Here is a 14,550-nt window from a genome sequence, read left to right on the forward strand (position 1 = left end):
GTTTAGTGGAAGATAGTGGAAGAACGCGCCGCGCCTAGCCGATGTCGACCAGCTCGCGGCAGCAGGCGATGGCCTGGGTGGCGTCGCGCAGCATGAAGTTGACCAGGGTGGCCGAGCAGCCGATCTCCTGGGCGATGTCGCGCTGGGTCAGGCCGCCCAGGCGCGAGAGCTCGAACACATGGCGGGTGCGCGACGGCAGGCCGCACAGGATGCGGTCGATGGCGTCGATCACCTGCATGCCGTGCAGTTGCTGGTCGGGGATGCTGCCGCCGGACACCTGCGGCAGTTCGCCGTCGTCCGGGTAGATGCGGTAGGACGACTCGACCGCTTGGCGGCGGCAATGGTCCAGCGCCATGTTGCGCACCACCTGGCAGCAATAGCAAAACGGTTTGAGGATGTCGCGCACGCCCGTCATCTCGACCACCTTCAGGTAGGCGTCCTGGATGACCTCGTCGGCGACGTGGGACGTGCCGACGATTTTGTGCGCGATGCGGCGCAGTTGCGCCCGGTGCTGGATAAAGATGTCCCCAAGGACTGTTTGTTGCAACTCCAACGACATCAAAGCCTCCGCATTGGTTAATCAGCATGTTTATTCTTAAGCTAACTTCTGAATGCGAATCATTATCATTTATTTTTAATAAAGTGTCTACATGTTCCCTTGATGAGTTGCCAAGTCCGATGCGATTGGTGGTGTGAATGCGACGCATTACTCATCTCGATGAGTAATCATCGAACGAAATACCTGACATGCTTTTTAAGCATGTCTTTGCGCTAACCTAGCCTGCCAAGCTTGTCTTCCCCCACACTGAAAGGTGAAATCCATGACTTCCTCCAAGGTCCCCGCCGTCTTCTTCACGCTGGCCCTGGCCAGTTGCGCGCAGGTCGGCGCCGTCGTCACCTCGCCCGGCAAACAGATCGAGTTGCTCAACCGTGGCGCCGTGGCCATCCAGACTGCCGGCGGCGTGTTCGTCAGCTGGCGCCTGCTGGCCACCGACGCCGGCGGCGTGGCGTTCAACGTCTATCGCGGCAGCACCAAGCTCAACAGCGCTCCGCTCGCCCAGCTCAACTACACGGACGCGGGCGGCACCGCCTCCAGCGCGTACTCGGTGCGCGCGGTCGTCAACGGCACGGAGCAAACCGGTGCCGGCGCCGGCGCCACCTGGTCGGCGCCGTACAAGACGGTGCCGGTGCAGCGTCCGGCCGGCGGCACCTCGACCGACGGCGTGGCCTACACCTACGAGATCAACGACGGCACGCCGGCCGACCTCGACGGCGACGGCGCATACGAGCTCATCGTCAAATGGCAGCCGACCAACGCCAAGGACAATTCGCAGTCCGGCTACACCGGCAACACCCTGGTCGACGCGTATAAACTCGACGGCACGCGCCTGTGGCGCATCGACCTGGGGCGCAACATCCGCGCCGGCGCCCACTACACAACGATGGTGGCCTACGACTTCGACGGCGACGGCAAGGCCGAGATCATGATGAAGACGGCCGACGCCACCGTCGACGGCACCGGCGCGACGATCGGCTCGGCGAGCGCCGACCACCGCAACGGTTCCGGCTACATCCTGACGGGGCCGGAGTTCCTGACCGTGTTCAACGGCCAGACCGGCAAGGCGATGAAGACCACCAACTACCTGCCGGCGCGCGGCACCGTCTCGAGCTGGGGCGACAACTACGGCAACCGGGTCGACCGCTTCCTCGGCGGCGTGGCCAATCTGGACGGCGCGCGCCCGAGCGCGGTGTTTTCGCGCGGCTACTACACGCGCGCCGTCATCGCCGCCTGGGACTGGCGCGACGGCGCGCTGACGAGCCGCTGGGTGTTCGACACCGACGTCGCCGGCAGCGCCGCGCGCGGCCAGGGCGCGCACTGGTTCAGCGTGGCCGACGTCAACAGCGACGGCAAGGACGACATCGTCTACGGGGCGGCCACCATCGACAGCTATGGGCAGTTGCTCTATTCGACCGGCTTGTGCCACGGCGATGCTTTACACGTGGGCAAATTCAATCCGAATCTGGCGGGGTTGCAGGTGTACATGGTGCACGAGACGCCGAGCTGCTACGGCGCCAGCGGCACCGGCATGCACAACGCGGCCACCGGCGCGCTGCTGTGGGGCACCAGCGGCGAAGGCGTGGACGTGGGGCGCGGCGTGTGCATGGACATCGATCCGGCCTATCCGGGCGAGGAATGCTGGGGTAGCCGCGGCGGCTTGCGCAGCGCGACCGGGGTGCAGATCGGCACCAACCGGCCGAGCCAGATGAACTTCGCGGCGTGGTGGGATGGGGATTTGTTGCGGGAGGCGCTAGATGGTACGCAGATCAGCAAGTGGAATCCGTCGAGCAGCAGTTCGAGTGTGTTGGTGAACGCGGCGGATGCTGGTGCGGCTTCCAACAACAGTACCAAGGCGACGCCGGTGTTGAGCGCCGATTTGCTGGGGGATTGGCGCGAGGAGGTGGTGTGGAGGAATAGCGCGAATACGGCGCTGTTGATTTACAGCACCACGGCGCCGACGACCACGCGCTTGCCGACCTTGATGCACAATCCGCAATACCGGGCGCAGGTGGCGGCGCAGAACGCCGGGTACAACCAGCCGCCGCATCCTAGTTTCTATCTGGGCGCGGGAATGGGGACGTTTGTGCAGGAGCCGGTGCATACGCCTTAGTCGGTTCATGCACGGGTTGTTGGCGGCGCAGCCACGGCGGATTACGCTTCGCTAATCCGCCCTACGTGTCTTCGCGACGGACCGGCAGTTGAGGTGCAAAGCATCTCCGCGACGGCCCTGTGGCGATGGCGTTACAACGGTTCCACGTAGGGCGGATTAGGCGGAACGCCGTAATCCGACATCGATGAGCCGCTGGCGGCGCATTACAGCGGCACGCTGAGCAGGCCGTCACGCAACAGGCTGGGCGTGAGGCCGGTCCAGCGCTTGAACGAGCGGCGGAAATTGGTGGCGTCGTGGAAGCCGAGGTATTGCGCCACCGCTTCGTTGTCGTAGCCGCGCGCCTGGAACAGGTGGATCGCCACATGCGCTCGCACCTGGTCGAGCTCGGCCTGAAAATGGCTGCCGTGACGCGCCAGATGGCGCTTCATCGTCGCCGCGCTTACGCCGAACGCGGCGGCGCTCAACTCCAGCGTGGGACCGAGCCGTATGTTAGCCAGCAAGTGGTCGTACAGCGCCGACAGCAGGCTCGGGGCCAGCGCCAGCTTGTCGGCGCCCGCCTCCGCCGCCGCGCCGTTGAGCGCCACCGACGCCGCCATCGCGTTGCCGCGCGGCCAGGGCCGGTCGAGCCACTCCGGATTGATCAGCATCGCGTCCAGGTGGCAGTTGAAGCGCAGGTCGCCGCCCAGATGCACCTCGTGCTGCTCCACGTGCGCCGGCGCGCTGCGGTTCAGGCAGTAACGCCACGGCAAGCGCTCGCCGGCCAGCCAACGGCACATCGCCGTCACCGCCGTCATGTGCATCTCCACCAGCGCCGGCAGCTGGCTGGGGGCGCCGAAGCTGTCGGTCCAGTACAGCACGGCCAAACCGCCCTCCTCGCGCAGGCGCGGCGTCAACAACGGACACAAACGAACCGCGCCGGCGCACAGGATCTCCAGCGCCTGCCGCAGATTCTGCGCCTGCAGCAAGGCGTGGCTGAACGCGCCGAAGTGGCCCGGAAGCATCTGCTGGCCCAGCATGAAACTGGTGTCGGGGCTGCCCAGTTCGCGCATCACGTTCGCCAGCAATTGCAGGTACTGCGCCGGGCTGAGCGCGACGTCGGCGTCGGGCATCTCCCATCCCGCCAGGCCGGTGCCGCGCAAGGCTTTGTCGCCCTGCTCGTCAAGCTCGCGGCTGCGGGCGTAGTCGAGTATCAGCGCCGGCTGGTGCTGCGCCGGGATGAAGCTGTCGCCGATTTGCCGGTAGGCGATCACGCTGGCGCCGTCGCGGCCTGGGCGGACGGGCCCGCCGCCATACCGGCCGTCACGACGGTTGTCGAAGCCGCCGGCGAAGCCATCGCCTGCTGCGACACCGCCCGGCTCAGCTCGGCCAGCAGCACGTCCGGCGCCGCGTCCGCATTCGAGCAGGCGTGGCGCAGGGTGATGCCGACCCGGCCGCCCTTGGCGTGGTGGCGCATCTGGCCGACCATGGCCGCCAGATGCGCGGCCAGCGACGCGGCCTCTACTACACTGGTGTCCGGCAGCAGCAAGGCAAAGCGATCACCGGCATAGCGGCACAGCAAGTCGTCGTTGCGCAGGTTGAGCAACAGCATGTGGCCGACCGCCTGCAGCACGCGGTCGCCCTCGGGCTGGCCGAATTCGCGGTTGATCAAGTGGAAGCCGTCGATATCCAGCAGCACCAGTGCGCAGGGCCGGCCCGGCCGCCGCGCCTGCTCGTGGCGGATCTGGCGCCGCAAATAGTCGGCGTTGGCCAGCTGGGTGATACGGTCGAAGGCGCGGTGATCGCGGAACAGCCGTTCGCGCTTTTGCAGATGCTCGTTGAGGCGGAACTGCTCGTGCCGCCAGTAATACATGCCGATGGTGACCACCAGCATGCCGACTGGCACCATGCTCTCCAGCCAGTGATCCCACCGTGCCGCCTTGCTGATGGTGAAGAATTCGTCCATGCAATCGGCGAAGGAGCCGATCATGATCAGCGCCAGGCCGCCGGCCAGCAGGCGCGTGACCAGGCCGCCGGGACGGCTGCTCAAGGTAAACAACACCCAGCTGCCCGCCATGACGGCGGTGCCGCCTTCACTGACGATGTCCGTCCATCTCCAATACTGGAAAGATTTTGCCACGCCAAGGGTGGCGTACAGGAACAGGCAGACCAGCAGGGCCAGGCCGGCCGCGATCAGGGTGGAACGGTGAAGTTGCAGCATGGGCGGGCTCATCATGACGGCGTCGGTAGTGCGGCCGCAGCATAGAGGAGATTTATGACAACGTCGTGACACCGGGTCACAACGCGCGGCAACACGCTTCGACGCAACGACAGGTGCAAACGGCTCACAGCTAATGGGCAAGGCGCTCCCACTCCGTGCGGGAACGCGTCTCTTTGGGCTGTCTCTTTCTGTCGGTTTTAGTCTCTTTCGGTCTCCTCGTTGCGTAAGAGCGGGCTGGAGTAAAAAAGAGACAAAAAGAGACAGAAAGAGACAGCCAAAAGAGACCGGTTCCCCGACGGATTTGTAGTGTGATGTCCCCACGCCACCTCCGGCTAAGGCACAGGCAGTCTGTTTGCCAGGTCAATCCAGCTCATCTCACCCGAATTGAGCCGCCCTAACGCGCTTTTGGCCGCCCAACGCGGCAAGCTGTCATGCAATTGACACATTGACTACTTAGAATCCGCCCGTCCTCCACCTACTATGACGGCACAGAATGAAAACCACCCAATACAAAATGTCCAAACAGCCAACGCACCAAGGTCATGGCTGCCGCCTGTCCGTGCTCAGCCTCGGCGTGCTGTCCATGTTGTCCATGCTGGCCGCACAATCGCATGCCGGCGGACAAGCCAGCCAGGCCAACGACGGCGCCGCCGCCAGCGTGGCCGCCAGCGCCAACAGCGTGGTGATTTCGGGCCAGCGCTCCAGCTTGCGCAACTCGATCGCCGCGCAAGAACAGGCTGACAATATCGTCAGCGTCATCAGCAGCGACGACATCGGCGGCCTGCCGGACAAGAACGCCGCCGAAGCGCTGGCGCGCCTGCCGGGCCTGTCGGTGCAGCGCGACCAAGGCGAAGGCCGCTACGTCAGCGTGCGCGGCCTCGGCCCGGACCTGAATTCGGTCACCATCAACGGCGCGCTGGTGCCCTCGCCGGAATCGGGCCGCCGCGCGGTGGCGCTGGACGTGCTGCCGGCCGGCCTGATCCGCTCGCTGTCGGTCAGCAAGACCTTGACGCCCGACCAGGACGCCAATTCCCTCGGCGGCACCGTCGAAGTCAAAACGCTGTCGGCCTTCGACCTGCCTGGCAAGCTGCTGTCGGCCACCGTCGGCGCCAGCCGCGACCAGAACATCGGCAAAACCAGCCCGAACGGCAGCATCCTGTTCGCCGACCGCTTCCTGAACGGCAAGCTGGGCGTGGCCGGCGGCGTCAGCTACGAAAAGCGTGAATTCGGCTCCGACAACGTCGAAACCGGCGGCGCCTGGGAAGACGGCAAACTCACCGGCGTCGAACTGCGCGACTACCTGCCGACGCGCAAACGCCGCGCCGCCGCGCTCAACCTCGACTACCACGCCGACAACCTGAGTAAATACTTCGTTCGCAGCTTCATCAGCGACTTCAGCGACGACGAAGTGCGCGACCGCCTGACCATCAGCAACATCGCCGGCGACGGACTGGCAGAGGGCCAGACCGCCAGCGCTCGCGGCGAACGCCGCCTGCGCCAGCGCAAGTACACCCAGACCATCAGCTCGGTGGTGCTGGGCACCGAACAGAAATGGAACGGCTGGAAGCTCGACCTTGCAGGCGGCATCAGCCGCGCCACCGACGAGGCGCCGGAATCGATCAACGACGCCCGCTTCCGTGGCGCCAAGGACTTCGCCGGCGTCGGCTTCACCGGCACCGACATCCCGCGCCTGACCGGCCCGGCCGGCCTGGTCGACGCCGCCAACTACAAGCTGAACTCGATCGCGCTCAAACAGGGCGACGCCACCGACAAGGAACACCACGTGCGCTTCGACCTGAGCCACAAGTTCGAGCTGGGCGAAGGCAGCTCGACGCTCAAGTTCGGCGCCAAGGCAGGCCGCCGCGAAAAATCCAACGACACCGAGGCGTGGTCGTACAGCAGCAAGCAAATCGGCGGCGCCAGCACCGCGCTGGCCGACTACGTCACCGGCAACGATCTCGACTACAAACTGGGCCGCATCGGCAAAGCCATCGACCAGGCCGCGATCCGCCGCCTGGTGGCCGGCCTGAGCCGCGCCGACGCCCGCTTGCTGGTCGACTCGACCATCGACGACTACCGCATGCACGAGGACATCGACGCCGCCTACGTACAAAACAGCATCGACATCGACGCCTGGCACCTGCTGGCCGGCGTGCGCGCCGAACACACCAAGTTCGACGCGGCCGGCTCGCGCGTCAACGAGGAAGAGGAAAGCTTCGATGCGGTCAACCGCCGGCGCTCGTACACCAACTGGCTGCCATCGCTGCAGGCCCGTTACGACCTCGACGCGAAAACCAGCATCCGCGCGGCCTGGACGCACGCGGTGGTGCGCGCCAACTTCAGCCAGCTGGCGCCGGGCGTAAGCCTGGCCAGCGACACCGAGGCCACCATCGGCAACCCGGACCTGGCGCCGCTGAAATCCACCAACCTCGACCTGGGCATCGAGCGCGTACTGGGCGACGACGGCAGCATGTCGGCCTATGTGTTCCACAAAGACATCAAGAACTTCACCTACACCACCAACCTGGCCGGCAGCGGCCAATGGGCCGACTACAGCTCGGCGGTATCCTACGCCAACGGCGACAAGGCCACCGTCAAGGGCATCGAACTGGCCTACAACCAGCCGCTGCGCATGTTGCCGGCACCGTTCAACCGCCTGATCGTCGGCGCCAACGGCAGCCTGACCCGCTCGGACGCCAACATCGGCCGCTACGACATCGACGCCGGCCGCACGCGCTCGCGCAGCATCAACATGCCGGGCCAGTCGGACCGCGTGCTGAACCTGATGCTGGGCTACGAGCAGGGTCCGCTGAGCACCCGCCTGGCGCTCAACTACAAATCGCCGTATCTGCTGGAAATGGGCGAGGACATCCTCGACGCCGGCCAGGACCGCATCGTCGACGCCCAGAAACAGGTCGACTTCTCGCTGTCGTACCAGATCAGCAAGCAGGTGCAGCTGAACTTCGAAGCGGCCAACCTGAACAACGAAAAATACTACGTTTATCTGGGCAGCAAAGCGCAAAACGCGCAATATGAACAATACGGCCGCACCTATAAAGTCAGCCTCAAAGTGAGCATGTTCTAATAATGAAAACAACGATCTTCAACGGTATTCTCTTCGGCGCGATGGTTTCGTGCGGCGTGCTGGCCCAAACCGCCCAGGCGGCGGCTGCGGCACCGGCGGCGCAGGCGGTACGTAAGGCCGTCCTGCCCGGCCTCGCCGCCAAGGCCAGCGAACTGGCCGCGCTGCCCGACGGCGGCTGGCTGGCCATCGACAAGCAGGCCCTGCGCCTGCTCGACGCCGCAGGCAAGGAGCGCGCCCACCTGGCCGTGCGCGCCAAGCAGCTCGACCTGCGTCCGCAACCGCAAGGCGGCGGCGTGCTGGCCGTGGTGCTCGACGCCAACGCCGAGCATGTCCTTCCGGTGCTGGTCGACATGAAGGCCGGCACCTTGAGCGCGCAGAAGCCGTTCCCGGCGCCGCCCTTCGGCATCGAGTCGTCGTGCCTGTACCGTGACGCCCAACAGATCGACCATCTGTTCATGATCGGCAAGGATGGCCAAGCCGAACAATGGCTGATGCACGGCGACCAGCGCCAGCTGGTGCGCAGGCTGGCCCTGCCGCCGCACGTCAAACATTGCCGCGCCGAAGACACCACGCAACAACTGCTGGTCACTGAAGAAAAAATGGGCGTGTGGGCCTACAACGCCGACGCCGAAGGCGGACCGAGCCGCAAGCTGGTCCAGCGCGGCGACGCCTTCAAAAAAGGCGAGGCGCGGGTGCTGCCATGGAAGGCGGCGGCGCCGGTGGCGAACGCCAAGGCCGTCATCGAGCCGCGCGCGCAGACCGAGCCGGTCGCGCGCCAGGGCGACGCCGCCGACGACCCGGCCATCTGGCGCAACCCGGCCGACCCGGCCGGCGCGCGCATCCTGGGCACCAACAAGAAACAGGGCCTGCTGGTCTACGACCTGAACGGCAAGCAGCTGCAACTGCTGGAGGTCGGCCGCCTGAACAACGTCGACGTGCGCCAGGGCGTCACCGTCGGCGGACGCACGCTCGACGTGGCCGTCGCCACCCAGCGCGACGACAACAGCGTGATGCTGTTCGCCATCGACGCCGGCGGCACCGTCACGCCGGCCGGCGCCTTCGCCACCGGGCTGGAGGATATCTACGGCATGTGCCTGTACCGTCCGGCGGACGGCGGCCTGGAAGCGTTCATCAACGACAAGGACGGCAGCTTCCTGCAATACCGCATCGAGGCCGGCGCCGACGGCAAAGGCATGTCGGGCAAGCTGTTGCGCCGCCTCAAGGTCGCCAGCCAGCCCGAGGGCTGCGTCGTCGACGACCGCAACGAGCGCCTGTTCCTCGGCGAGGAAAAGCGCGGCGTGTGGACCGTCTCGGCCCGTGGCGACGCCCCGGCCAAGCTGAGCATGATCATGCCGGTCGGCCCGCAACTGGTGGCCGACGTCGAAGGCATGGGCCTGTACCATGGCGACAAGAACGACTACCTGGTCGTCTCCAGCCAGGGCGACAACAGCTATCTGGTGCTCGACGCCAAGGCGCCGTACCGCGTGCGCGGCAGTTTCCGGGTCGGCTACAACCTGGCGGCCGGCATCGACGGCACGTCGGAGACGGACGGGCTGGAAGTCAGCTCGGCCAACTTCGGCGGGCCATATGCGAAAGGCATGCTGGTCATCCAGGACGGGTACAAGCGCCTGCCGGACGGCCCGCAAAACTTCAAATACGTCGCGTGGGAAGACATCGCCAAAGCGCTAAAGCTGGAGTAAAAAGACGCAAAGCCTGGCAAAAAAAACCAGGCTCCCATCTGGAACCACGTAGGGCGGATTAGCGAAGCGTAATCGGCCAAGCTCCGTCGACGGCCCGTGAATCGGAGAGAATCCATGAAGCCCCCACCATAACAACATGATAATCTTCCCACCACAGGAGAAGCCGGCTGCGTCGCAGCCGGCGGCCTCCGGTCCACAGGAGAAAAGATGTCGGAGCACCGCCACCCAGCCATTCCCATCAACATAAAAGCCCACGCCCGCCTCGCCGGCGTGCTCTACCTGATCATCATCGTCATCGGTGTGCTCGGCGAATCGGTCATCCGGGGCAAGCTGGTCGTCTCCGGCGACCCCGAAGCCACCGCCCGCGGCATCCTCGCCGCCGAATGGCTATGGCGCCTCGGCGTCGGCGGCCAGGACCTGTTGCTGCTGTGCGCCGTCGGCCTCACCCTGCTCTGGTACATTCTGCTCCGCCCCGCCAACCAGCACTTGGCCCTGGCGGTGGCCTTCTTCGGCCTGGTCTCGCTGGCGGTCGAAAGCGTCAGCGCGCTGCACCTGCACGCGGTGCTCACGCCGCTGTCCGGCTCGGCGTACCTGAAGGTGGTCGATCCACAACAACTGCACCTGCTCGCCTACCAATCGATCGTCGCCCACGCCCACGCGTTCGGCCTGGCGTTGATCTTCTTCGGCGTCGAATGCCTGATCGTCGGCCACCTGATCCGCCAATCCGGCTACTTCCCCAAGGCCATCGGCTGGCTGATGCAACTGGCCGGCGCCTGCTACCTGATCAACAGCTTCGCCATGATCCTCTACCCGCCGCTGCAGGACATGCTGTTCCCCGCCATCTTGCTGCCGTGCTTCATCGGCGAGAGCGCGTTTTGCCTGTATCTGCTGATCAAAGGAGTCGACGTGCCGGCGTGGCGGCAGCGGGCCGCAGGCGGATCGACGGCCGTCTGATCCTGCCGCGCCCGGTTCCGGTATGGCAGTTATGCCATGTTCATGGCATAATATTGGGCTGTGCTGCTCCGATGGTGAAATTGGTAGACACTGGAGACTTAAAATCTCCCGCCGCAAGGCGTGCCGGTTCGATTCCGGCTCGGAGCACCAGGTTCTAAGCAACCGCACCCGTAGCAGTCAAAACCCGCCCATCTTCTATGACGGCGGGTTTTTTTACGCTCCCTGTTCGCCGCTCATTGCCCAATTTCACTTATTAGAAAGAAATCATGCAAGATAATTCCGAAATGGTATATGTGGGATTCTGGCCGCGTGTTGCGGCGACCCTAATCGATACCGCACTTCTGTTGGCGATCACCGTGCCGATGACGATGGCGGTATATGGGCGCGACTACTTATTACAAGATTCCTTTCTTCTTGGCCCGGCTGACCTCATCATTTCATATGTGCTACCAGTAATTATTCAAATCGCGTTTTGGATTGCCTTGTCCACAACCCCTGGCAAGATGGCGATAGGCGCGACAATTGTTGATGCGCGGACGGGGAAAAAACCTTCCGCCGGCCAGTTTATTGGACGCTGCTTCGGCTATTACCTGTCGGCGATCCCACTTTTATTGGGTTTTTTTTGGATTGGTTTTGATGCACGTAAGCAGGGGTGGCATGACAAGATCTCTAATACGGTCGTGATACGCCGCGAGAAAGGCGAGGACGTGAATTTCATTGACAGCAAGCGAGCTTGAGGTCGCGCCGGACAAGCGCTGTGTGAGCGGCCTAGCATCAACGTGCCGCGCTGCCTTAAATAGAAATGATTCTCATTTGCAGAATTTTGTGCTATCTTGAGAAGCTTTCTCTTTTATCAATTACCAGCCCGTTTGTACATGCCCATTGTTACGCCCAGCCTCCCTGCCCGCGCCTTGCGTTCGTCCACCCTTGCCTTGGCTGGCCTGATTGCGGCTCAGCTCGCTCCCGCCGCGTGCGCCCAATCCGCCCAAGCCGCCGAAGCCCCGCCCGAAAATCTGCCGACTGTATTGGTCAGCGGGCAGGCGCTGCCCGATTCGGGCGGCCAGATCGCCAAGAGCGCGCGCGCCGGCATGCTCGGCGAGAAAAGCCTGCTCGACACGCCGTTCAGCGTCAGCAGCTACACCAACCAGCGCATGCTCGACCAGCAAGCGCTCACCCTGGCCGAGGTCCTCGGCGGCGACGCCTCGACCCGCTTCACCGGCCAGATCGGCGGCGTCACCGACTCCTTCTTCATCCGTGGCTTCCCCCTCAACGAGGGCAACCTGAGCGAGGTCGCCTTCGACGGCGTCTACGGCGTCTCGCCCAACTATCACCTGTTCACCGAATACCTGGAAAGCGTCGAAGTGCTCAAAGGCCCGGCCGCCCTGCTGTACGGCATGTCGCCCAACGGCGGCGTCGGCGGCGTCGTCAACGCCGTGCCCAAGCGTTCGCTGCCGCGCGACCTGAACCGCGTGACCTTCGACTACGGCTCGTCCGCGCAACTGGGGGCGGCGGTCGACGTCAGCCGGCGCTTTGGCGAGGAGCGACGCTTCGGCGTCCGTGTCAACGGCCTGCACCGGCGCGGCGACACGCCGCTCGACAACCAGCACGCGCGCGCCGCCGTGGCCGCCCTGGCGCTGGACTACCAGGGCAGCCGCGTGCGCGCCTCGCTCGATCTGATCGAGCAGTACCAGTCGATCGACGCGCCGACCCGGCCGTTCCTGCTGGCCGCGCGCCTGCCGGTGCCGGACGCCGCCGACGGGCGCCGCAACATCACGCAGGCGTGGGGCTGGTGGAAGTCCAACGACCTGGCCACCCTGGGCAAGCTCGAATACGATCTGAACGACAAGCTGACATTCTTCGCCGATGTCGGCGGCACGCGCTCGGACGTCGAGCGCTATTCCGACCAGACCCCGACCATCGTCAACGGCGCCGGCGACACCACGTCCACGCCGATGAACTGGAAGTTCCGCGTGCGCCGTGGCAGCGCCGACACCGGCGTGCGCCTGCGCTGGCGCACCGGCGCGCTGCAACACGCGCTGGTCGCCATGGGCACCGTCTACCGCGACCGCTTCGGCAGCATCAGCAACGCCGGCCGCCCGATCGCGTCGAATATTTATGCGCCGTCGGCGGTGGCCGATCCCGGCATCGCGGCGCCGGCGGACGCGCCCAAGCTGTCGGCCTCGACGCTGTCAAGCGCGGCCGTCGCCGACACCATCGACCTGCCCGACCAGCGCCTGCAACTGACACTGGGCCTGCGCCGCCAGTTGGTTGAATCAAACAACTACAGCGCCACCACCGGCGCCCGCAGCACACGCTACAAACAAGGCGCGCTCACGCCGCTGGCCGGCATCGTGTTCCAGCCGGTGCCGCGCGTCTCGCTCTACGGCAATTACATCGAGGGCTTGAGCAAGGGCGACATCGCGCCCAACATCGCCGACAACGCCGGCCAGGTGTTCGCGCCCTACAAGAGCAAGCAATACGAGCTCGGCGCCAAGACCGACCTGGGCGTGGCGCTGGCCACCGTGGCCGTGTTCCAGATCAACAAGCCGAGCGGCCAGTTGTACGGCAACACCTACCGCATGGACAGCGAGCAGCGCAACCGGGGCGTGGAGCTCAACCTGTCGGGGGCGCTGGGCCCCTCGCTGCGCCTGCTGGCTGGCGTGAGCGTGCTCGACGGACGCCTGGTCAAGACCAACAGCGCGGCCACCATGGGCATGCGTCCGGTCGGGGTGCCGCGCGTGATGGCCAACCTTGGCGGCGAATGGGCGCTGGCCTTCCTGCCGGGACTGACGGCCACCGGCGCCGTCAGCCACACCGGCAAGCAGTATGTCGACCAGGCCAATCTGCAATCGGTGCCGGCCTGGACCAAAGTCGACCTCGGACTGCGCTACCACGCCGTCATCGCCGGCCGCGCCACCACCCTGCGCGCCGGCCTGATGAACGCCTTCAACCGCCACTACTGGGCCGGCGTGGCCTCGTACGGGACGATCTCGCAGTCGGCGCCGCGCAGCGCGCAATTGTCGGCGGCGATAGACTTCTGAGGGCGGCGAGCGCGGCCCCCTCCAGATCACGCGGCCTTGGCCGACGGCACCTCCCGCAAACCTGCCATGTGCTCCAATCCCTGCCGCAGCGCCGGGAACAGGCTGTTGTTGAAATTGTTCCAGCGCAGCTCCAGGATGGTGTCGGACGGGTCGATCCTGGTCCCGAGCACATCGACAATGACTTCTCCCGAGTCGATGCCGTTGTCGACATAATGGAACGAGGCGCCGGTCATGTCCTTCGCCGGGACGGGCCGCGTCTCCATGGTGCGCCAGTTCGTCACCTTCTCGCCGCGCGCCCCGTGCAAGGCGTCCAGGGTGGCGGTGGCGCCGCGCCGCTCATAGGGCGATTCGATGCGCGTGATGCCCGGATGGATATTGACGATCTTCTGCCGGAACGGCGCGCCCGGCCTCACCAGCTCGTCCAGGATGACCAGCAGGCCGTCCAGCACCACCAGCTCGGCGCCCAGCGATTGCAGCTTGCCGAGCAAGCGCGCTTCGAAGTCGCTCTTGCCGGCCGGCCGCTGCGCCGCATCCAGCGGCAAGCGCCGGTATGTCGACGCGATGCCGCACAGCAGGTCATTGACGGGTCGCCCGTCGATCGCCAGTTCGGGCGGATAAAACCACTGCTTGCCGGGTTCATACGAAAAGCCGTAGTCCTTGATCATGTCCCGGTCGCGCGGCGACTCGGGGTCGTCGTCGAAAATAACGGCCTCGAGCGAGTAGGCGTCGCCCAGCGCCGTTTGATTCAGCGCCTCGGCCAGGTCCTCGAGCGGCGATTTCATATAACGCTGCCCGCCCTTGTACGCAACGTACTGGCCGGCCTTGTCGGCGGCCGCGTTGCGCAGCGACCAAATGTATACCAGTTTTGTCTTTGCCATCTGTGCTCACTCATCGGTTGAAATTG

General features: G+C 65.2%; 10 protein-coding genes and 1 tRNA gene. 7 read left to right on the plus strand and 4 right to left on the minus strand.

Annotation, left to right across the window (positions count from 1 at the left end; all coding sequences use genetic code 11):
* Nucleotides 1-34: 34 nt before the first annotated feature.
* Nucleotides 35-559 (minus strand): sigma-70 family RNA polymerase sigma factor, encoded by a 525-nt coding sequence (locus AC07P1_RS21385; RefSeq protein WP_494697721.1) that lies wholly within the window; start codon nt 557-559, stop codon nt 35-37.
* Nucleotides 560-821: 262 nt separating this feature from the next.
* Between AC07P1_RS21385 and AC07P1_RS21390 the strand changes: the two genes are divergently transcribed.
* On the plus strand, nt 822-2,669 hold the full coding sequence (locus AC07P1_RS21390; protein ID WP_494697722.1) for a rhamnogalacturonan lyase: 1,848 nt from the start codon (nt 822-824) through the stop codon (nt 2,667-2,669).
* Nucleotides 2,670-2,872: 203 nt separating this feature from the next.
* On the opposite strand, the gene AC07P1_RS21395 is transcribed toward AC07P1_RS21390, so the two are convergent.
* Together AC07P1_RS21395 and AC07P1_RS21400 are read right to left on the minus strand one after the other, a co-directional pair.
* The gene (locus tag AC07P1_RS21395) at nt 2,873-3,919 is read right to left on the minus strand and encodes an AraC family transcriptional regulator (RefSeq protein WP_494697723.1); all 1,047 of its coding nucleotides are present in this window, start codon (nt 3,917-3,919) and stop codon (nt 2,873-2,875) included.
* A complete protein-coding gene (locus AC07P1_RS21400) occupies nt 3,916-4,866 on the minus strand; it encodes a GGDEF domain-containing protein (protein WP_494697724.1) in 951 nt (316 codons plus the stop codon). Before AC07P1_RS21400 ends, AC07P1_RS21395 begins: the two co-directional genes overlap by 4 nt.
* Nucleotides 4,867-5,380: 514 nt before the next feature.
* On the opposite strand from AC07P1_RS21400, the gene AC07P1_RS21405 reads away from it, so the two are divergent.
* The 6 genes from AC07P1_RS21405 (at nt 5,381) to AC07P1_RS21430 (ending at nt 13,646) form a co-directional block, all read left to right on the plus strand.
* The gene (locus tag AC07P1_RS21405) at nt 5,381-7,951 is read left to right on the plus strand and encodes a TonB-dependent receptor (RefSeq protein ID WP_494697725.1); all 2,571 of its coding nucleotides are present in this window, start codon (nt 5,381-5,383) and stop codon (nt 7,949-7,951) included.
* A gap of 2 nt (nt 7,952-7,953) precedes the next feature.
* The gene (locus AC07P1_RS21410) at nt 7,954-9,651 is read left to right on the plus strand and encodes a phytase (RefSeq protein ID WP_494697726.1); all 1,698 of its coding nucleotides are present in this window, start codon (nt 7,954-7,956) and stop codon (nt 9,649-9,651) included.
* Nucleotides 9,652-9,858: 207 nt separating this feature from the next.
* Nucleotides 9,859-10,605 carry a DUF4386 domain-containing protein gene (locus tag AC07P1_RS21415; protein ID WP_494697727.1) on the plus strand — a complete coding sequence of 249 codons (747 nt, stop codon included), beginning with the start codon at nt 9,859-9,861 and terminating at the stop codon, nt 10,603-10,605.
* Nucleotides 10,606-10,670: 65 nt separating this feature from the next.
* Nucleotides 10,671-10,755 (plus strand) — tRNA-Leu (locus AC07P1_RS21420).
* 116 nt (nt 10,756-10,871) lie between these two features.
* On the plus strand, nt 10,872-11,342 hold the full coding sequence (locus tag AC07P1_RS21425) for an RDD family protein (protein WP_494697728.1): 471 nt from the start codon (nt 10,872-10,874) through the stop codon (nt 11,340-11,342).
* A 288-nt stretch (nt 11,343-11,630) separates the two neighbouring features.
* The gene (locus AC07P1_RS21430; RefSeq protein ID WP_494697729.1) at nt 11,631-13,646 is read left to right on the plus strand and encodes a TonB-dependent receptor; all 2,016 of its coding nucleotides are present in this window, start codon (nt 11,631-11,633) and stop codon (nt 13,644-13,646) included.
* A gap of 26 nt (nt 13,647-13,672) precedes the next feature.
* Here the strand turns inward: AC07P1_RS21430 and AC07P1_RS21435 are convergent, their stop codons facing one another.
* Nucleotides 13,673-14,524 (minus strand): formyltransferase family protein, encoded by an 852-nt coding sequence (locus AC07P1_RS21435; RefSeq protein ID WP_494697730.1) that lies wholly within the window; start codon nt 14,522-14,524, stop codon nt 13,673-13,675.
* Nucleotides 14,525-14,550 lie beyond the last annotated feature (26 nt).

The organism is Duganella sp. GW821-FHT07F09 (assembly GCF_059418705.1).

What these genes read in the sequence shown, in the direction of transcription:
- AC07P1_RS21415 (WP_494697727.1), top strand. Translation starts at nt 9,859, where the DNA reads ATGTCGGAGCACCGCCACCCAGCCATTCCCATCAACATAAAAGCCCAC.
- AC07P1_RS21435 (WP_494697730.1), bottom strand. Translation starts at nt 14,524, where the DNA reads ATGGCAAAGACAAAACTGGTATACATTTGGTCGCTGCGCAACGCGGCC.
- AC07P1_RS21405 (WP_494697725.1), top strand. Translation starts at nt 5,381, where the DNA reads ATGTCCAAACAGCCAACGCACCAAGGTCATGGCTGCCGCCTGTCCGTG.
- AC07P1_RS21410 (WP_494697726.1), top strand. Translation starts at nt 7,954, where the DNA reads ATGAAAACAACGATCTTCAACGGTATTCTCTTCGGCGCGATGGTTTCG.
- AC07P1_RS21400 (WP_494697724.1), bottom strand. Translation starts at nt 4,866, where the DNA reads ATGCTGCAACTTCACCGTTCCACCCTGATCGCGGCCGGCCTGGCCCTG.
- AC07P1_RS21385 (WP_494697721.1), bottom strand. Translation starts at nt 559, where the DNA reads ATGTCGTTGGAGTTGCAACAAACAGTCCTTGGGGACATCTTTATCCAG.
- AC07P1_RS21390 (WP_494697722.1), top strand. Translation starts at nt 822, where the DNA reads ATGACTTCCTCCAAGGTCCCCGCCGTCTTCTTCACGCTGGCCCTGGCC.
- AC07P1_RS21425 (WP_494697728.1), top strand. Translation starts at nt 10,872, where the DNA reads ATGCAAGATAATTCCGAAATGGTATATGTGGGATTCTGGCCGCGTGTT.